The sequence below is a fragment of the Caballeronia sp. SL2Y3 genome (assembly GCF_022879575.1).
In the GTDB taxonomy this organism is placed as follows: domain Bacteria; phylum Pseudomonadota; class Gammaproteobacteria; order Burkholderiales; family Burkholderiaceae; genus Caballeronia.
Window position 1 is genome coordinate 938,954 of record NZ_CP084261.1, and the last position, 18,797, is coordinate 957,750.

Below are 18,797 nucleotides of genomic sequence, written 5' to 3' on the forward strand. Positions count from 1 at the left end.
GCATGCGCGCTGCCGCGCGCAGCCGCCTTCGTTTGCGGCGAAAGCCACACCGGTTCCGCGAGGTGCGCCGCGAGAAAATCGGCAAGCGCCGTCACTCTCGCCGGACGCGCCCGTGCCGATGGCGTGACGAAGTACAGGCCGCCTCGGGTCAGGTGCCAGTCGGTCAGAATCGCTTCCAGCCGCCCGTCGGCGAGATATTCGCCCGCGATGAATTCGGGCAGTTCCGCGATGGCGAGTCCATCGAGCAAAGTCGGCAGTAGCGCATCCGAATTCGTGACGCGCAACGGCCCGACCGGCGTGACCGGTTCCTCGTCGCCCGCGTCGTTCACGAAGCGCCAGACTTCGGTGCCCGCGCGGTAGGCGTACGAGAGGCACGGCCGGCCGATCAGGTCGCGCGGGTGCGTCGGCCGGCCGAATCGTTCGAGATACTCCGGCGATGCGACGAGCAACTGCGAGACCGCGCACAGCCGCCTTGCCACGAGCGAGGAATCGGGCAACGCGGCGATTCTGAGCGCCGCATCGAAGCCTTGCGCGACGATATCGACCGTCGCATCCGACAAATGCAGGTCCAGCGATATGTCGGGAAAGGTGCGCAGGAAGGTGGGCAGCAATGGTGCGAGCCAGCGCACGCCGAACGACATGGGCACGGCCAGACGAATAAGCCCGCGCGGCTGCACCGACATCTCTCTCGCGGCGTTCTCCGCCTCCTCTGCTTGCCGATAAAGGTCGCCGGCCTTCTCCGCGATCGTGCCGCCGAATTCCGTCAGCGCGAGCTGGCGCGACGTGCGATTGAAAAGCCGCGCGCCGAGCCGCTCCTCCAGCCTCGCCACGCCGCGCGAGACCGTCGCGACCGACACGCCCATCGTCCGCGCCGCCGCCGCGAACGAGCCCTCTTCGGCGACCTTCGCGAACATCGCCAGCCCTTCGAAATCGGGGAGCTTCGTCATTTCATTCCTGCAATGATGGTTTGCAGGCCAGTCTATTTCGAAACGACGCGTGCGTCGATATCCTCCTTACATCGCTTAACGAAATTGGATAGGGAAAACATCATGGCACGCAAACTCGAAGGCAAGATCGCTCTCGTTACCGGCGCAACCAGCGGCATCGGCCTCGCCACCGCCAAGCGCTTCGCCGCGGAAGGCGCTCACGTCTATATCACCGGCCGTCGTCAGGCCGAACTCGATGCGGCAGTCGCCGCGATCGACAACGCCACGGGCGTTCGCGTCGATTCGTCGAAGCTCGACCAGCTCGACGCGCTCTACGAGCAGATTCGCGGCGAAAAAGGCCGGCTCGACGTGCTGTTCGCGAACGCAGGCGGCGGCTCCATGTCGCCGCTCGGCGAGATCACCGAGGAGCACTATCACGACACGTTCGACCGCAATGTGAAGGGCACGCTCTTCACCGTGCAAAAGGCGCTGCCTTTGTTGTCGAAAGGCGCATCGGTGATTCTGGCCGGCTCGACCGCGTCCATCGAAGGCACGGCGGCATTCAGCGTGTATTCGGCGTCGAAGGCGGCGGTCCGCAACTTCGCCCGCAGCTGGATTCTCGACCTGAAGGATCGCGGCATCCGCGTGAACACCATTAGCCCCGGCGCGACGAAGACGCCCGGCCTCGTCGACCTCGCGGGCCCGGATGCCGCGCAGCAGCAAGGCTTGCTCGACTACCTCGCGTCGCGCATTCCGATGGGCCGCGTGGGCGACCCGAACGAAATCGCTGCCGCAGCGCTTTTCCTCGCTTCGGACGATGCGAGCTTCGTCAACGGCGCCGAACTCTTCGTCGACGGCGGACAGGCGCAAGTGTGAGTGTGAGTGAGTGTGAGTGAGTCTGAGTGAGTGTGAGCGGCATGAAGGCCGCGGCGCGAAAGCGCCGCGGCCTTTTAGTCATTTCCGCTCAATGAGAAAGCCGCGCGATCTCCGGCGGCTAGTGAGCATCGCAGTGTGTGATCGACGGGCGAACGCCGGCATCGCGCATTGAATCCGACGACACCGGCGCATGACGGCTAATGCCACTTCGCGTTCTTATGACGCCTGCGGCCGACCGCGTCCCATAGCTTTCTGGCCTGCTTCTGCACGGAGCCTGAATGATCCTTGTGATGAGGCTCCGCGTCGCCGGCGTGACCGACCGTGACGCCCCGCCTGGCGCGCCTGAACAGTTCGACGAATTTCATCGCGACCTCCTTTCGCGGCAACGACACCGCGAATAAAGTGTACTCGGCTGCGAACGGCTTTGAAATGCGCTAACACGTGGTATCGGCCGACCGTGACTTCGAGCCCGAAAGAGCGATGCGCTACTATCACGCAAAGCGTATAACGCTGCGCCTGACGCTCGCGCATGCAGCGCACGATGCTGTCCTTTCACGAACGCCCGTACACATTCAGGGGAAGCCAGTCGATGCGACGTGTCGTCTTCAATCAAAAGGGTGGCGTAGGCAAGTCCACTATCGTCTGTAATCTGGCGGCGATCAGCGCGTCGCGCGGTCTGCGCACGCTCGTTGTCGATCTCGATCCGCAAGGCAACGCGAGCCAGTATCTGCTCGGCGGCGCGGCGCATGAGGCGCATCCTAACCTCGCGAGCTTCTTCGAATCGGCGCTGAGTTACAGCTTTCGCGAGCCCGCGTTCGACTCGTTCATTCATGCGACGCCGTTCGAGAATCTGGATATCGTGCCGTCGCATCCGAGCCTCGACACGCTGCAAAGCAAGCTGGAATCGCGCTACAAGATTTATAAGCTGCGCGACGCGCTCAAGGGCCTGTCGGATTACGACGCCGTGTATATCGACACGCCGCCCGCTCTCAACTTCTTCACGCGCTCGGCGCTGATTGCCGTCGAACGCTGTCTCGTTCCGTTCGATTGCGACGACTTCTCTCGTCGCGCGCTGTATTCGGTGCTGGAGAACGTGCAGGAAATCCGCCACGACCACAATCCCGATCTGAAGGTCGAAGGCATCGTCATCAACCAGTTTCAGCCGCGCGCCAGTCTGCCGCAGAAGCTCGTCGATGAACTTCGCGCCGAAGATCTGCCCGTGCTCGCTTCGCACATTTCGTCGTCGGTGAAGATTCGCGAGAGCCATCAGCACGCGCGGCCGATGATCTACCTCGAACCGCGCCACAAGCTCGCGCAGGAATACGTCGCGCTGCACGACGAACTGAACGGCTGACGCGATACGCCGGCAGCCGCTTGCTCACGCCGTATGCGGCACCGCCCCGGCGTGTTGCGCGGCGACCGTTCCGACATTGCTTGCGCCGCTTCCCAAGACCGAGAGTCCGCAAACCTGCTCCGGCGCGACGGGCTTGCTCAACAGATAGCCCTGCACGAAGTCGCATTGCGCGTCGCGCAGGAGCCGCAACTGCGGCGGATATTCCACGCCCTCCGCCGTGGCGGTCACGCCGAGCGCATGCGATAGCTGAATGATGCCGCGCACGATCTTGTGAATGGCGAAATCGCTTTCCAGCCGCGCGATGAACGAGCGGTCGATCTTGAGCGTATCGGGCGAGAAGTCCGCGAGGTAGCGCAAGCTCGAATAGCCGGTTCCGAAATCGTCGATGGCGATGCGCACGCCCAGTTCCTTCAGCGCCCGCAGCGTGCGTTGCGCGAGCTCCGGGTTCTCCATCAGTGCACTTTCGGTCAATTCGAGTTGCAGACTCGACGCCGGCAGCCCGTGCCGTCGCAGCGCGGTATTGACGACATCGACGATCGCCGCATCGCGCAGCTGACGCGCGGAGACGTTGACCGACACGCCGAGCCCATGCGCGCCGCTTTGGCGCCACTGCGCAAGCTGCCGCAACGCTTCGTCCATCACCCACGCGCCGACCTCGTTGATAAAGCCGCTTTCTTCGAGGATCGGAATGAATACGTCGGGCGGCACGAGCCCATGCGCGGGATGCCGCCACCGAATCAGCGCCTCGACGCTGCACATTTCGAGCGAATGCGGCTGATAAATCGGCTGATAGTGCAGCACGAACTGGTTGGCGGCGAGCGCAGCGGGCACGTCGCGCTCAAGCCTGAAATCGACGATCCGGCCCGTCGCGACCTGATCGGCGAAGCGGAAACCGTTGCGCCCCGCTTTCTTGGCCGCATACATCGCAATGTCGGCGCTCGTCAGCAGCGTCTCGTGGTCCGCGCCGTTTTCCGGGAACACGGAGATGCCGATGGACGCCGTGACGAAGGTGCCCGCGGGCGTCGGCTCGCCCGTTCGCCGCAGCGCGCCGAGAATGCTTTTCGCGATGCCGGCGAGATGATCCTTGTCCTGCGCGTCGTCGATCAGCACGGCGAACTCATCGCCGCCGAGCCGCGCGAGAAAAGCGCCCGCTGGCAGCGACGCCTGAATGTCCTCGCTGAGCGACTTGAGCAGCCGGTCGGCCGCCGTATGACCGAGCGTATCGTTGAGCACCTTGAAGCGGTCGAGATCCACGAACATCAACGCGAAGGTCGCGTCCTGCCGGCAGCGTTCCTCGATACCGCGCACGAGCGCGCCGCGGTTGGCGAGGCCGGTGAGCGAATCGGTGTACGCTAGCCGGTCCAGTTCGACGAGCCGTTCCTGCTCCGCCGTCACGTCCTCCGTCACGCCGATGACGCGCGCGACGTTTCCGGCGGCGTCGAGGATCGGATACGCGGTGCTCTGCACCCAGCGGATCTCGCCGCCGTTCGCGCGGATGCGGTACTGGGTGCGTCCACCGACCGACGTCTCGGCGAGCCGCTGCATCGCCGCCTGAACAAGCGGCCGGTCCTCGGGCAGCACGACGTCGATCCAGGCTTCCGGGCGCTCGCGAAGCGTGGACGCCGCGAGGCCGAACACGGACGCACAGCCCGCGCTGATGTGATGGAAATAGCTGAAATCCGCGCTATACGAATAGAAGCAAAGCCCGATATGCGCTTCCATCTCGGACATGAGCGCTTCTTTCGCCCGCAGGTCGGCGGCGAGTTCGGCTTCCTTCGTCACGTCGAGCGATGCGCACAGCACGCCGTAGATGCCCCCGCCGCCCTTTTCGACCGGTATGAGCCGCGATTGCCAGACCTTCGGCTCGCCGGCGGTCGTCGGGCACGTCCCCGTGAACGATGTCCGCGATCCTTGCAGCGCGCCATCGAAGGCGTCGCGCGCCGCCGATGCCTCGCTGCCGCTCCAGAAGCCGAGCCAATCCGCGCCGGCGAGTTGTTCGGGGCCCGCCGCGCGCATGAGTTCGGCGCCGTACTCCGAGATCCGGAGCAGGCGGCCATCGGTGTCGAGCAGCTTGAGGCAGTCGCGATTGGCGTCGAGCAGCGCCTTGACGAGCGCGACGGTCGCATCATGGCGCGCGGTGACACCGAGCGCGCGCCGCAAGGCGAGCGTACCGACGGCGACGGCGGCCACCGCGCCGACGCACATCGCGCCGAGCGTCGAGACGGACGCGAGCGTCAGATGCACGAGCGCATACGCGCCGACCGCCGCAAGAAGAGGCGCGAAGGCGTCACGCCAGGAGACGCCCGCGCGCTTCGCGCAGGCATTGAGGAAGAACGACAGAAAACCCTGGTTCTGGGCAGAACCGTGGCCCGTTCGCGGCGCGCCGGTGGAGCCAGGGGCAGTGTGATGAGACATTGGCGTCACGAAGCGAGGGCTTGAAAGTATGAGCGGCTGACGAGGCCGCGATAGAGATCATTTAGCTCTTGTTTACGTCTGGGCGCGAAAATGCTTTAGCGCGGTGCACCGCGCTCGTCCCCGGGGCGAGAAGATTTCGAACCGCCGGGCTTGTGCATCGCGGCGAGGGTCTCTATAATGCGCGGCTTCACAGGCTCGTAGCTCAGCTGGTTAGAGCACCACCTTGACATGGTGGGGGTCGTTGGTTCGAGTCCAATCGAGCCTACCAACGCATTCGCTTCAAAAAAAATCGCCGCGTTCATCGCGGCGATTTTTTTTGTCCTTCGTTCGGCCATTCTGCCGTCAGTCGCAACGCTAGTCCCACATGTTCCGAAACGCCACCGCGGCGATCACGGGCACCGTGAGCACGAGCGGAATCGCGAAGTACGGCACTTCCAGATCCACCTTCCAGCTGTAGATCAGCCAGCCTAAGCCGAGCGCGAGCGTGGCGATCCCGACCAGTGCCGACAGCACATTGAGCGATCGCTTTGACAGGCGCCTGCGAGGCGCTTCCTTACTCGAAGTGGGTTCCATGATTGACGTGCTGCCATAGAGCGCGAGGCGGGTACTTCTGATTTTATACCGTCCGTAGTGGTCGCGGCGGCGGCGTGGAACCGCCAAGGCGAGCCTTATCCGCCGCAAGGGCCATCACGATGCGACCGATCGCCCGCGCCCTGCCCGCGCATTGGCTGCCGCCGAATGCCGGCGGGCCGCGCGCTTGCGCATCCAGATGATGAGCCCGGTGGCGCTCAACACCGCCACCGCGATCCCGACCGCGCTGATTGCGATGCGTCCCGCGACGCCGATGATGCGCCCCGAATGCAGCGGAAACTGCGCCTGCATGAAGATGTCGCCCGCAGAACCGCGCCCCGGAATCGACGAGCCCGCGAGCGTGCCCGTGTGGCCGTTGTAGTAGAGCCATGCGTTGCCGAGCCCGCCGTCGCCGTGGTCCTGTCCCGGCGCGAAGAAGCCGACGCCGTACGCTTCCAGCGTCGGCACGTAGTACAGCGCGCCCATCGGTGCGGCAATGTGCTCGCGCTTCGCATCGCTCGCGGCGGCGGTCAGAATCTGCTCGCGCGTCGCGGGGGCGCGCCCCGCCGGGCCTGGACGCACGAGCGCAGTGTTTTCGGTGAACGACGGCGAGAGCGTCGAGAACAGCGAGACCACCGGACGCACGACCGGATCGCTCAGATTCATCGAAACGGACGTGAGCGCCACTATCACGAGCAGCGCCCAGATCCACACGCCGCCGGAGCGATGCAGATCGAACGTGAGCGCGTATCCGCCGCGCCTGAAACGAAACGCGAGCGACTTGCGCCACGCCTTCACGCTCGGGAACGACAGCGCGAGCGCAATGCCGCTATCGAAGAACCACACGATTCCGACGATGCCGAGCAGCCACGTTCCGATATCGAAGCCGCCCACGACCGGCAAATGCAGCGTGTAGTGCAGCTTGTAGAGAAACGGCATCAGGTCGATGCGCGCCAGCGACACCGCGCCCCACATCCTGCGCCCTTGCACCGCGCCCGTCGCGGGATCGACGGCGATCTGGTTGAAGTCGATCGCGTATGGCGCACCGGTCGACGGATTCGTGCGCGGCACGACCATCAGCTGCGCCGTGCGGCCCGGCTCGACGCCGAGCGGCAGATAGGTCACCTGAATGCGCGGATCGGCGGCCTCGACGCGCCGCGCGAGATCGAGCGGCGCAAGCGGCGCGGCCTGAGCCTGCGCATGGAAGAAGGAGGGGTTGAGCCAAGCGTCGATTTCGTGATCCCACGCGATGATGGCGCCAGTCAACCCCGACACGAACAGAAACAGCGCGGTCGCCACGCCGAACCAGCGATGCAGCCGCACGAGCACGCGCCTCATGCGGACGGTGCCTCGGTAACGGAAGAGCGTGCGGCTTCGGCCATGTAACGAGCGTGAGTAAATAGGAATTGTTCGCAATTGTAGCGACGACCAGATGCGTGAGCAAGCCTTTCACGACACGAGCGCATGACATTCCGCGACACAAGCTGCGCGTGGTTTTTAACAAGCCCGATCGCTACAGTGCGCACATGCCTAACCCACCCACGGCGGAAAACATGGAAGCGATCGGAAAGTTATCGGTGTATGTGCTCGTCATCGTGCTCGCGGCGTCGATGATCGAAGCAGTCTGGCTGAGCCGCAAACACAAGGGCACCGACAAGGCGTTCGCCTGGCATGAGGTGTGGATCTCGCTCGCCGATCTGATCGGCCGCAAGCTGCTCGCGTTCGTGCCGCTCTCGCTCGCCACGCCGTTCTTCGCGTTCGCGTGGGAGCACCGCATTCACACGGTCACGACCAACACGCCGCTGACCGTCTTCCTGCTCTTTATCGGCATGGAGTTCTGCTATTACTGGTATCACCGCGCGTCGCACACGGTGCGCTTCTTTTGGGCGACGCATGCGGTCCATCATTCGCCGAACCAGTTGACGCTTTCATCGGCGTATCGGCTCGGCTGGACCTCGAAGATCACCGGCGCCGCGCTGTTCTTCACGCCGCTCGTGTGGTTCGGTCTCAAGCCGGAAGTGGTGCTCGCCGCGCTGTCGATCAACCTGCTCTATCAGTTCTGGCTGCACGCCACCTGGATTCCGAAACTGGGCTGGCTGGAATACGTGTTCAACACGCCGTCTGCGCACCGCGTGCACCACGCATCGAACGCGGCGTATCTCGATGCGAACTTCGGAGGCGTGCTCGTCATCTTCGACCGCCTGTTCGGCACGTATGTGGAGGAACGCGCCGATGAGCCGTGCCGCTACGGCCTCACGACGCCGACCACGTCGCGCAATCCGTTCGTCGTTCAGACGGAGCACTGGGTGAGCCTCGCGAAAGACGTATTTCACGCGAAGAGCGCGACTCAGGCGATCGGATTTCTGCTTCGCCCGCCCGGCTGGCGTCCTGACGGCGAAGGGGAAACGACCGAAGCATTGCAGAAGCGCGCCGGAAGCGCCGGCAAAGCGATGAAAGCCTCCTGAGTCCGCAACGTTATGAAAGCACGAAGGCGAACGCATGGTTCGCCTTCGTGCCTTGCGCAATCAGAACGTGACGGTCTGATTGATGACTTGCTGGCCGTTCACGGTGATGACAGACGTGGCCGTGCCGGTCTGCGTGCTGGTGCCGCCGGACGGCGTGGTCGAGCCGCCGGCCGGGCAGGTGCTGCCGGTGCCGCCGGTGGTTTTTGCGGCGCCGCCGGCAAGCTGTGCGTGAGCGAGTGCGTCGCGGTCGATTGTGTACATTGTGGCTATCCTCTTTCGATTGAGATGCACCGGGCACCGTGCGCAGGACGCGAGCGATTTCGCGCGTATCGGTTACGCGGAGCCGGTGATTGTCATCATATGTCGGCGGAGGTCTTGCGCGCTTCGTCAAATGTCCTAATTATATTTTCCGAAAGGCATGCTTTGGTCGAGCAAACACTCGTTTTGGCGCAATGGCTGACTCGTAGCACCGTTCGCGGTCCGACATCGGGCAGAAGATGCGTTACGGTTGCACGTAGAGGCATCCGCTTTGCTCCGGCTTGTCAGCACACTCAATGAAGGAACGACCGCCATGAAACTCCTGCCGATGCTCCCGGCGCTCGCCTGCCTGCTAGCGGGCTGTGCCGCCAGCGGCCCGCCGACTAACGCCGCGCACTTAAGTCCGACGCAATGCCGCGACCTCGCTGCGCTTCGGAGCAACGCGCCTCCGAACCGCGCGCGGAACGCAAGCGAACTGACGGCGTTGAGGCAAGCGGGCTACGACCCGTCGCGATGGTACGACCCGTACTATCCGGAGGATCTGCAAGCGGCGCAGCGTCAGGTGGATGCCTGGTTCAAAGCGGACTGTGAGACGAACGAACAGCAAGCCGAGTGACCGGGCTCACGTTACCCGGCTGGCGTATGTCAGAGAATCGGGGTCCGGCACGAGTTGACGCAGGGGCACGAGGCGCTTCTCGGCTTCGTCGGCCTGCTCGCGATACGCGGCGGCGTCGAGCGCGGAGCCGGCACGTTCGGCGAGATCGGCCATCTGGCGCAGCAGCATGATTCTTTCTTCGATGGCGCGCAGCGTGGTCCATAAGCCGCCGTCGATGGCCTCGTCGATTTCCGCGATCAGCGTCTTGATCGAGAACGCGTGGCCGGTGTGACATCTGAACCGGATGATCGCCCCTTCTTCTATCTGCGTAAGCACGCCGTTGCAATCCGGACACGTGTATCGCGAAACGTTGCCGAGCTTCATGAAACTCGCCTCCCCCCGTCCCCAGTCTCCGAAATCCTGTTCTCGATGGCAGCGTACGTGCGAGCGGACACGCCACGCGCCGGGCTGCCGGCGGGCGTGACGACCGCGCTCACGATCTTGCCGGCCAGTGCGTCCAGGCCACCGACGAAATCCACTTCCACGTGCGCGATCGCGCTTTCCGGCATGGACGGATGGTCGGCTGTCAGCGGGTCCTGCACGAACGCGAGTCCGCCGTGGTCCTTGACTGCCCAGAGTCCGGCGGTGCCGTCGTCGAGCGCGCCGGTCAATATCACGCCGATCACGCGCTCGCCGTATGCCACCGCCGCCGAGCGGAACAGCACGTCCACGGCCGGGCGCGCGCGGCATTCCTTGGGACCGCGCGTGATCCGCACGCCCTCGTTCGTGAGCATGAGATGCCGGTCCGCAGTCGCCACGAAGACGGTGCCGTTTGCGAGCGGCGCGTTGTCGGTCGCCGCGACGACCCGCAGATTCGTCGTGCGGGCCAGAATGGTGTGCAGCGCGCTTGGTCCGTAGGGCGAAATGTGCATGACGATGAGGAGCGTCGCCGGCAACTGCGCCGGCAGACGGGCGAGCAGCGCGCCGAGCGCGGGCACGCCGCCTGCGGACGCCCCGATGACCACGATGTCCCGCTGAATGCGCGCGTCCATGGTTGTCCCTTGTGACTTGGATCGGCAGCCGTCGCGCTGCGACGAGACGTCGACCGTTACGTCCATTACGTACAGTCTACGCGCTAACGCTGCGCGACCCGCATCCCGCATGCGGCAGCCGCTCGCCCAGCGCCTCAGAAGACAGCGCCCGAGGCCTCGCACAACCGTGCATATCCTTAGCGAAAATGATGCGTTCCAGAGCGCCCGACCGCTGGCTATGATGATCGGTCCGACGGTTCGCACCGTTCACATCGAAGGAGCATCGAACTTGACCCGAACCGAAACATCGCGCCGTCCGCTCGTGGTCGGAATCGGCGGCACGACGCGGCCTGCGTCATCGACAGAACGCGCGCTTGCCTTCGCGCTCAAGGGCGCGCAAGAATCCGGCGCGAGCGTGCAGTTGTTCGGCGGCGCGTTCCTGCATAGCTTGCCGCACTATGCGCCCGAATCGCGCGTACTCACGGACGAGCAGCACGAACTCATCGAAGCCGTGCGCGCCGCCGATGCGCTCGTCATCGCCACGCCCGGCTATCACGGCGGCATCTCGGGGCTGGTCAAGAACGCGCTCGATACGCTCGAAGAACTGCGCTCGGACGAGCGTCCGTATCTCGACGGCCGCGCGGTGGGCAGCATCGTCACCGCGTATGGCTGGCAGGCGGCGGGCACCGTGCTGACATCGCTGCGCTCGATCGTGCATGCGCTGCGCGGCTGGCCGACGCCGTTCGGCGCGGCGGTCAACACGCTGGAGACGCGCTTCGAATCGGCCGATACCTGCTCGGACCCGAAGGTCGTCGCGCAGCTGCGCACGGTCGGTCAGCAGGCCGCGAGCTTCGCGCACGCGTTCGGCGCGCATCGGCCCGACGCATGGCATGTCGTGGAGAACAAGGTGGCGGTGGCGCAGAGTTAGCGCCACGCGGGGACTCAAGCCGGACTCAAGCCGGACGCAGCACGCGCGACAGCACGCGTTCTTCGAGTTCGGCAAACTCTTTCGCGGTTCGCGAACGCGGCCGCGGCAACGACACCGGCGTATCCAGCGTGATACGCCCCTCTTCGATCAGCACGATGCGATCGCCGAGCGACACCGCTTCCTGTACGTCATGCGTGACGAGCAGCGCAGTGAAGCCGTGCTCGCGCCGCAACCGCTCAATCAAGCCCTGCATTTCGATGCGCGTCAACGCGTCGAGCGCGCCGAGCGGTTCATCGAGCAACAGCAGGTCCGGTCGATGCACCAGCGCCCGCGCCAGCGCCACGCGCTGCCGCTGACCGCCCGAGAGCCGCGTCGGCCACTCCTTCTCGCGCTCGGACAGACCCACTTCGGCCAGCGTCGCGCGGGCTTCTTCGCGCCGATTGCGTCCGCCATGCCTGCTATGCGGCAGCCCGATCATCACGTTGTCGAGCACGCTTTTCCACGGCAGAAGCCGCGCATCCTGAAACATGATGCGAACCTGCAAGGCACCGCCGGGCGTCGCGGCATGGCGCTCGACCACGCCGCCCGACGCTTCGTCGAGACCTGCAATGAGCCGCAGCAAGGTGGACTTGCCACAGCCGCTGCGACCGACGATCGACACGAAACTGCCGCGCTCGATCGAGAAGTCGAGGTCAGCCAGCACGCGACGCTCGCCGAAGCGCTTCTCGACGCCACGCAGCGACACGGCGACATCGCGGCTCGCAGGCGCTCTGGCGAGCGGCTCCGCGGCGCGCGATGCGGGCCGTCGAAGATCCAGGGTTTCGAGAGAAATCAGAGTCACGGCTGCGCCTCGTTTTGATAAGCAGGATGCCAGCGCAGGCTTGCGCGTTCGATGGCGCGCGCGGCCATGTCCGCGAGCTTGCCGAGCGCTGCGTAGAGCAGAATGCCGAGCACGACCACGTCCGTTTGCATGAACTCGCGCGCGTTCATCGTCATGTAGCCGATGCCCGATTGCGCCGAGATGGTCTCCGCGACGATCAGCATCACCCACATCAGGCCGAGCGCGAAGCGCACGCCGACGAGAATGGACGGCAGCGCGCCGGGCAAGATCACATGTCGATACAGCGCGAAGCCCGAGAGGCCATAGCTGCGAGACATCTCGATCAGATCGCGGTCCACGGAACGAATGCCGTGATACGTATTCACGTACACCGGGAAGAACACGCCGAGCGCGACGAGCACGAGCTTCGCCTCTTCACCGATGCCGAACCACAGAATAAGCAGCGGGATCATCGCGAGCGCGGGGATGTTGCGGATCATCTGCACGGTCGAATCGAGCAAGATCTCGGCGGGCCGAAAGAGTCCCGTCGCGAGACCGAGCACGAAACCGATGCCGCCGCCGACCGCGAAACCGGCGAACGCGCGCCACGCGCTGATCCTTACGTCCGCCCACAGTTCGCCCGACTGCCACACGGACCACGCGGCCTTCGCGACCGCGAGCGGTTCGGGCAACACGCGCGCCGACAGGCCGCCCGAGCGCGCGGCGGCTTCCCACGCAAGCAGAATCAGCAACGGGACGATCCACGGCAAGACGCGCACGCCGGCGCGTCGCAGCGTTTGGTTTCGCTTCATCGCGGCTCTCACCCCTGCGCGGCCTTCGGCAACTCGGATGTGCCGATCACTTCGCCGAACGGCCCCGACAGCGGCCCTGACGCGGACGCCTTTTGCGCGCGCGGCAGCAGCGGAAACACCAGCTCCGCGAAGCGGTACGATTCCTCAAGATGCGGGTAACCGGACAGAATGAACGTCTCGATCCCGAGTTCGGCGTATTGCTTCATCAGCCCGGCGACCTGCTGCGGATTGCCGACGAGGGCGGTTCCCGCGCCGCCGCGCACGAGCCCGACGCCCGCCCACAGATGCGGATAGACCTCCAGCTTGTCGCGCTTGCCGCCATGCAGCGCGGCCATGCGCCGCTGCCCTTCGGAGTCCATCTTCGAGAACTGGGCCTGCGCGCGCTGGATCGTTTCGTCGTCGAGCTTGCTGATGAGCTTGTCCGCATCGGCCCAGGCTTCGGCTTCCGTTTCGCGCACGATCACATGCAGGCGAATGCCGAAGCGGATGCTGCGCCCTTCCGCCTCGGCACGGCGGCGAATGTCGGCGAGTTTCTTCTCGACTTCGGCAGGCGGCTCGCCCCACGTCAGATACGTGTCGATATGCTTCGCCGCGATCTCGTGCGCCGCCGCCGACGATCCGCCGAACCACAACGGCGGATGCGGCCGCTGCACGGGTGGATACAGCACCTTGCCGCCTTCCGTGCGCAGATGCTTGCCCGCGAAGTCGAAAGTGCCCTTCTCGTGCGAGCTTTCCAGCAGCCCGCGCCAGATGCTCAGAAACTCATCGGTGATTTCGTAGCGCGTGTCGTGGCTTTCGAAGACGCCATCGCCCGCGAGTTCGTTCGGATCGCCGCCTGTCACGACGTTGATCAGCAGGCGCCCGTTCGAAAGCCGGTCGAAGGTGGACGCCATGCGCGCGGAGAGTCCCGGCGAACTGAGGCCCGGCCGGATCGCGACCAGGAACTTGAGGCGGCGCGTCGCGGGGATGAGGCTCGATGCAACCACCCACGCGTCCTCGCACGAGCGGCCCGTCGGCAGCAGCACGCCTTCGTAGCCGAGCGTGTCGGCGGCGACGGCGATCTGGCGGAAGTAGTCGTAGTCGGCGGCACGCGCGCCTTGCGACGTGCCCAGATAGCGGCTGTCGCCGTGAGTCGGAATGAACCAGAAGACATTCATGCTTGGGCGTTTCTCGTAGAGATTAATTCGTTAGAACCGCGAATGATCTTACGCGACGTTCCAGCGCGCCTCGGTCACGTCGAGCTTCTTCGGGATCAGCCTGAGATTCGTGAACGTATCGGCGATCTGCTGCTGATACGCGAGCGTCGCGGGCGATATGGCTTCGATGCCGTACGCGGTGCGCTGCAACGCGTGCTCGATCGTCGCGGTGTCCAGCCCGACGAGCGGCGACAGTTGCGCCGCCACCGCCGGCACGTTGTCGCGCGCCCAGCGATCGACATGATCCAGTTCTTCCAGCACTGCGCGCACGATCTGCGGCTGGCCGGCGGCGAACTTGCGCGTCGCGACGTAGTACTGGATGTTGCGCACGAGCCCGGTGCCGTCTACGATTTGACGCGCGTTCGCCTGGCGCTCGATAGCGGCGAGATACGGGTCCCAGATCACCCACGCATCGACGCTGCCCTGCACGAAGGCCGCGCGCGCATCGGCGGGCGCGAGATAGACCGGCTGAACGTCCGCGTATGAGAGCCCCGCCTTCTTGAGGGCCTCGACGAAGAGGTAATGCACATTCGAGCCCTTGTTCAACGCGATTTTCTTGCCGCGCAGTTGCGCGACGGAGCGGATGTTCGAATCTTTCGGCACGACGATGGCCTCGGCGCGCGGCGCTGGCGGCTCGCTGCCGACATAGACGAAATCGACGCCCGCTGCCTGCGCGAAGATGGGCGGCGTCTCGCCGACCGTGCCGATATCGACGGCCCCGGCATTGAGCCCTTCGAGCAGTTGCGGCCCCGCCGGAAACTCCAGCCATTGCACCGTGACGCCTTGCGGGCCGAGGCGCTTCTCGAGCGTGCCGCGCGCTCTCAGAACAACCAGGTTGCCGTATTTCTGATAGCCGATTCGCAGGGTCTTGCCGGCATCGTCGGCGCGCACGGCATTCGATGCAAGCGCGCTCGCGCCCAGCGCGGCGAGTGTGAAGAGCGCGCGTCTGCGAGTCGACGACGGCGGCGCGTTTTCATATGACATTCGTGGTTCCTCGGGCGATGAGCGATGGCATCGTCGATGCCGCATTCCCGGTCATCGTAACAACGCTCGCCGCGCGGCCTAAGCGAGAAATCGTGATAAGCATTGCAGCCTGCGCGCGCAATATGCATAGCGTTCGATATTGTTTGCGGCGACGTATGCGCGCCCCTAGCATCACGTCTCTTTCCACTGACGACGTCGCTTCCATGAAGACTTTCACGCCATTCAAATCCGCTCTCTTCTCGGTTCTGCTCGCATGGGGCGTGGCAGGGTTGCAGCCGGCTCAGGCCGCCGGCCAGACGGTTCGCGTCGGCATCATGTCGGGCGAGGACGAGGATGTCTGGCGCACGGTGGCGGCCAACGCAGCGAAGCACGGCATCACGGTGAAGGTCACGACCTTCTCCGATTACACGCAGCCCAACGAGGCGCTCGCGCAACATGATCTCGACGCGAACTCGTTCCAGCACAAGCCGTATCTCGATGCGCAGATTCAGGCGCGCCACTATGCGATCGTGCCTGTCGGCTTCACGTATGTGCAGCCCATCGGGCTCTATTCGCGCAAGGTGAAGTCGGTCGCGGATCTGCCGCAGAACGCGGCGATCGGCGTCCCCAACGATCCGAGCAACGAAGGCCGCGCGCTTCTGCTGTTGCAGGCGAACGGCGTCATCAAACTGCGCGATAACGTCGGTCTCCTGCCGACCGCTCGCGACATTGCGGACAACCCGAAGCACGTGCAGATCAAGGAACTCGATGCGGGCATCGTCGGGCGCGCCATCGGCGATCTGGATGCTGCCGTCGTCAACACCGACTGGGCGATCAAGGCGGGCATTCAGATTCCGCAGGAGCGCATTGCGCAGGAGAAAGTGCCGGGCAATCCGTATCGCAACTTCATTGCCGTCAACGCGAAGGACGCTCAGGCGCCGTGGGCGAAGACGCTCGTCGAGAGCTATCAGCAGGCGAATGTCGCATCGACCATTCTCGCGGTGTATCACGGGGCGACCCTGCCGGCATGGGAGGGCGCGCCGCAACATTGATCGCATGCGCGGCCGCGTTACAGCGGCCGCGTTAATCGGGGGCGGCACGGACGTTGCGAGGGTAAGAGTTCGTCCATGCAAAAAGCGACGCAGCATTTCGTGCGTCACCGTGCCTATGGCTTCGCCATCATTATTCGAAGAGATATTCAACACCGCCCCTGTCGGCAGCTACCTGCTCTCTGCTACGCCCGAGGCTATCGTCCTCGCGGTCAACGATGCCTTCCTGAAGGTCTCGACGCTGCGTCGCGAAGACATGGTGGGCAAGAGCCTCTTCGAGATCTTTCCTCATAACGAATCCGATCCGAACGATACGGGTGTCGAGGCGTTGCGCCAATCCATTGCGCGAGCGAGAGAAAGCGGCCGCGCCGATCACATGTCGCTACAGCGCTTTCCGCTATGGGTCAGCGCCGAAGACGGCAGCATGCGCTATGAAGAGCGCTTCTGGAGCGCGGTGAATACGCCGATTTTCAACGCGGAAGGCTCGCTGATCTGCATCTCTCACACGACCACGGACGTCACTGCCGCGCATCTGACACAAAGAGCGCTGGCCGCAAGCGAACAACGGTTCCGCACTCTTTTCGACGCGATCAATCAGGGATTCTGCGTCGTGGAGATGGCGTTCGATGATAGAGGCGAACCCGTCGACTACCGCTTTATCGCAACGAATCCCGCATTCGAAGCGCAGACGAGCGTGACCAACGCCTTGGGCAGGAACATGTCGGAACTGGTGCCCGGCCACGACCGCCATTTCTTCGACATCTACGGCTCGGTCGCGAAGAACGGCGTGCCGATCCACGTTCAGGTGAAGGCGTCGAAGCTGGACCGCTGGTTCGACATCTATGCGTTCCGTCCTGACGCGTCGATGCCGAATCAGGTCGGCGTGCTGTTCTCCAATATCACGGAGCAGCGCAAGAGCGAAGAGCGGCTTCTCGCGAGCGAGCAAAGCGCGCGCGCCGCGGCGCGCGAGGCACTGGACGCCACGCGCCGCCTCGACGCCGTGCTCGAAGCGGCGCCTATCGGCATCGTCGTGTGCGATCAGCATGGCGGCATCGAGCGCGTGAACCGCTCCTTCGTGCAGCTATGGGGACAAGCGCATCCGCGCCCCGCGACCATCGACGATTTCGCGCAGTGGAAAGGACGCTGGGCCGATCATTCCGACAAGCACGGGCAGATGCTGAACGCGCATGACTGGACGATTGCGCGCGTGCTCGAGGGCATCGGACCGACGACGGACATCGTGTCGATCGAGAGCTTCGACGATCCACCGAACCGGCGCACGCTACTGAGCACCGGCGCGCCGATACGCGACGAGCATGGCGCCGTGGTCGGCGCGGTCGTCGCTCAACTCGACATCACGGACCGCATCAACGCAGAAGAAGAACTGCGTCTTGCTGACAAGCGCAAGGACGAGTTCCTCGCGATGCTGTCTCATGAACTGCGCAATCCGCTTTCGCCGATTGCGAGCGCCGCGCAACTAATGCGCGCCGCGCCCAACGACGCGCGGCGCGTCAGCAAATCGTGCGAGATCATCTCGCGGCAAGTGAAGCACATGACCGGTTTGATCGACGATCTGCTCGACGTGTCGCGCGTGACGCAAGGGCTCATCAAGCTCGACATGGAAGTGCTCGATGCCAACCGGATAGCGGCTGACGCCATCGAGCAGGTCAGGCCGATCATCGAGCGGAAAAGGCATCGGCTGTCGCTGCTCACGCCGTCTTCCGCTGCGCTGGTGCGCGCCGACGAAAAGCGGCTGACGCAGATCTTCGTCAACCTGCTCAACAACGCCGCGAAATATACGCCCGAAAAGGGCGATATCCAGTTCTCCGTCGCGGTCGAAGGCAAGTTCATCAAGGTAACGGTCACGGACAACGGCATCGGCATGACGCCCGACATTGCGGCACACGCGTTCGATCTCTTCACGCAAGCCGAGCGCAGTTCCGACCGCACGCAAGGAGGGCTCGGCATAGGGCTGGCACTGGTTCGAAGCCTCGTCGCGCTTCATGGCGGCACGGTCAGAGCGTATAGCGCCGGACCCGGCAAGGGCAGCACGTTCGTCGTGTGTCTTCCTCATGCCGAGATGATGAAGACGCCAAGAAAACCAGAACCCGACGACACGCGGGAAGCGCCCTTCCTGACGCGGCTGCGAGTGCTGATCGTCGACGACAATATCGACGCCTCTGAGACGCTCGCCATGTTGATGGAGACGCTCGGCAACGAGGTGCGCGTGGCCGCGAACGGCATCACCGCCTTGCACGAAACCGAGCAATGGATACCGCACGTGTGTCTTCTCGATATCGGCCTGCCGGATATGGACGGCTATCAGTTGGCATCTCTTTTGAGGAAGCAGCCGCGCACGGCCGATGCCGTTCTCGTGGCCGTGACCGGATACGGCTTGCAACAGGACAGAGACAAGGCGCTGTCGGCCGGGTTCGATCATCACTTCGTCAAACCGCTCGACGTGGGCAAGCTGTTCTCGCTGCTCGGCGAAATCGCGTCGCAGCAGCGGCAGGAGTGAGGGTTCACGGCGGCCCGGGAA

18 protein-coding genes, 1 tRNA gene and 1 pseudogene are annotated in these 18,797 nt (G+C 64.4%); 8 read left to right on the forward strand and 12 right to left on the reverse strand.

What is annotated here, in order from left to right; translation table 11 throughout:
• Positions 1-32: 32 nt before the first annotated feature.
• A pseudogene (locus LDZ26_RS17640) lies at positions 33-947 on the reverse strand (LysR family transcriptional regulator); the annotation flags it as partial.
• Between the two features lie 102 nt (positions 948-1,049).
• On the opposite strand from LDZ26_RS17640, the gene LDZ26_RS17645 reads away from it, so the two are divergent.
• A complete protein-coding gene (locus tag LDZ26_RS17645; protein WP_244849447.1) occupies positions 1,050-1,802 on the forward strand; it encodes an SDR family NAD(P)-dependent oxidoreductase in 753 nt (250 codons plus the stop codon).
• A 197-nt stretch (positions 1,803-1,999) separates the two neighbouring features.
• Here the strand turns inward: LDZ26_RS17645 and LDZ26_RS17650 are convergent, their stop codons facing one another.
• Positions 2,000-2,167, reverse strand: a complete 168-nt coding sequence (locus tag LDZ26_RS17650; RefSeq protein ID WP_244849448.1) for a hypothetical protein — start codon at positions 2,165-2,167, stop codon at positions 2,000-2,002.
• A gap of 224 nt (positions 2,168-2,391) precedes the next feature.
• Here LDZ26_RS17650 and LDZ26_RS17655 point away from each other — a divergent pair, with 224 nt between their 5' ends.
• Complete coding sequence (locus tag LDZ26_RS17655) at positions 2,392-3,156, forward strand: ParA family protein (protein ID WP_244850294.1); 765 nt, start codon at positions 2,392-2,394, stop codon at positions 3,154-3,156.
• 24 nt (positions 3,157-3,180) lie between these two features.
• On the opposite strand, the gene LDZ26_RS17660 is transcribed toward LDZ26_RS17655, so the two are convergent.
• Positions 3,181-5,571: a bifunctional diguanylate cyclase/phosphodiesterase gene (locus LDZ26_RS17660; protein WP_244849449.1), complete on the reverse strand. Its 2,391-nt coding sequence runs from the start codon at positions 5,569-5,571 to the stop codon at positions 3,181-3,183.
• 191 nt (positions 5,572-5,762) lie between these two features.
• Here LDZ26_RS17660 and LDZ26_RS17665 point away from each other — a divergent pair.
• Positions 5,763-5,839 (forward strand) — tRNA-Val (locus tag LDZ26_RS17665).
• Between the two features lie 86 nt (positions 5,840-5,925).
• Here the strand turns inward: LDZ26_RS17665 and LDZ26_RS17670 are convergent.
• Positions 5,926-6,144: a hypothetical protein gene (locus LDZ26_RS17670; protein WP_244849450.1), complete on the reverse strand. Its 219-nt coding sequence runs from the start codon at positions 6,142-6,144 to the stop codon at positions 5,926-5,928.
• Positions 6,145-6,258: 114 nt separating this feature from the next.
• Positions 6,259-7,479, reverse strand: coding sequence for a PepSY domain-containing protein (locus tag LDZ26_RS17675; RefSeq protein WP_244849451.1), 1,221 nt, complete (start codon positions 7,477-7,479; stop codon positions 6,259-6,261).
• A gap of 215 nt (positions 7,480-7,694) precedes the next feature.
• Between LDZ26_RS17675 and LDZ26_RS17680 the strand changes: the two genes are divergently transcribed.
• Positions 7,695-8,606 carry a sterol desaturase family protein gene (locus LDZ26_RS17680; protein ID WP_244849452.1) on the forward strand — a complete coding sequence of 304 codons (912 nt, stop codon included), beginning with the start codon at positions 7,695-7,697 and terminating at the stop codon, positions 8,604-8,606.
• 60 nt (positions 8,607-8,666) lie between these two features.
• Here LDZ26_RS17680 and LDZ26_RS17685 read toward each other — a convergent pair whose 3' ends face one another.
• Complete coding sequence (locus LDZ26_RS17685) at positions 8,667-8,867, reverse strand: hypothetical protein (protein WP_244849453.1); 201 nt, start codon at positions 8,865-8,867, stop codon at positions 8,667-8,669.
• 310 nt (positions 8,868-9,177) lie between these two features.
• On the opposite strand from LDZ26_RS17685, the gene LDZ26_RS17690 reads away from it, so the two are divergent.
• The gene (locus LDZ26_RS17690; protein WP_244849454.1) at positions 9,178-9,480 is read left to right on the forward strand and encodes a DUF4148 domain-containing protein; all 303 of its coding nucleotides are present in this window, start codon (positions 9,178-9,180) and stop codon (positions 9,478-9,480) included.
• A gap of 6 nt (positions 9,481-9,486) precedes the next feature.
• Here the strand turns inward: LDZ26_RS17690 and LDZ26_RS17695 are convergent, their stop codons facing one another.
• Entirely contained in the window at positions 9,487-9,843 is a 357-nt protein-coding gene (locus LDZ26_RS17695; RefSeq protein ID WP_244849455.1) for a hypothetical protein, read from the reverse strand.
• Entirely contained in the window at positions 9,840-10,511 is a 672-nt protein-coding gene (locus LDZ26_RS17700) for a chemotaxis protein CheB (protein ID WP_244849456.1), read from the reverse strand. The genes LDZ26_RS17695 and LDZ26_RS17700 overlap by 4 nt, the downstream gene beginning before the upstream one ends.
• Before the next feature lie 220 nt (positions 10,512-10,731).
• On the opposite strand from LDZ26_RS17700, the gene LDZ26_RS17705 reads away from it, so the two are divergent.
• Positions 10,732-11,418, forward strand: a complete 687-nt coding sequence (locus LDZ26_RS17705; RefSeq protein ID WP_370650736.1) for an NADPH-dependent FMN reductase — start codon at positions 10,732-10,734, stop codon at positions 11,416-11,418.
• A gap of 25 nt (positions 11,419-11,443) precedes the next feature.
• On the opposite strand, the gene LDZ26_RS17710 is transcribed toward LDZ26_RS17705, so the two are convergent.
• The 4 genes from LDZ26_RS17710 to LDZ26_RS17725 are packed head-to-tail and all read right to left on the reverse strand — an operon-like array spanning position 11,444 to position 15,230.
• On the reverse strand, positions 11,444-12,253 hold the full coding sequence (locus LDZ26_RS17710) for an ATP-binding cassette domain-containing protein (protein WP_244850296.1): 810 nt from the start codon (positions 12,251-12,253) through the stop codon (positions 11,444-11,446).
• Between the two features lie 2 nt (positions 12,254-12,255).
• A complete protein-coding gene (gene ssuC, locus LDZ26_RS17715) occupies positions 12,256-13,050 on the reverse strand; it encodes an aliphatic sulfonate ABC transporter permease SsuC (protein WP_244849457.1) in 795 nt (264 codons plus the stop codon).
• A gap of 8 nt (positions 13,051-13,058) precedes the next feature.
• Complete coding sequence (ssuD, locus tag LDZ26_RS17720; protein WP_244849458.1) at positions 13,059-14,207, reverse strand: FMNH2-dependent alkanesulfonate monooxygenase; 1,149 nt, start codon at positions 14,205-14,207, stop codon at positions 13,059-13,061.
• 48 nt (positions 14,208-14,255) lie between these two features.
• Complete coding sequence (locus tag LDZ26_RS17725) at positions 14,256-15,230, reverse strand: sulfonate ABC transporter substrate-binding protein (RefSeq protein WP_244849459.1); 975 nt, start codon at positions 15,228-15,230, stop codon at positions 14,256-14,258.
• A 203-nt stretch (positions 15,231-15,433) separates the two neighbouring features.
• On the opposite strand from LDZ26_RS17725, the gene LDZ26_RS17730 reads away from it, so the two are divergent.
• Positions 15,434-16,261 (forward strand): MetQ/NlpA family lipoprotein, encoded by an 828-nt coding sequence (locus tag LDZ26_RS17730; RefSeq protein WP_244849460.1) that lies wholly within the window; start codon positions 15,434-15,436, stop codon positions 16,259-16,261.
• Positions 16,262-16,376: 115 nt separating this feature from the next.
• Entirely contained in the window at positions 16,377-18,776 is a 2,400-nt protein-coding gene (locus tag LDZ26_RS17735) for an ATP-binding protein (protein ID WP_244849461.1), read from the forward strand.
• The last annotated feature ends 21 nt before the right edge of the window (positions 18,777-18,797 follow it).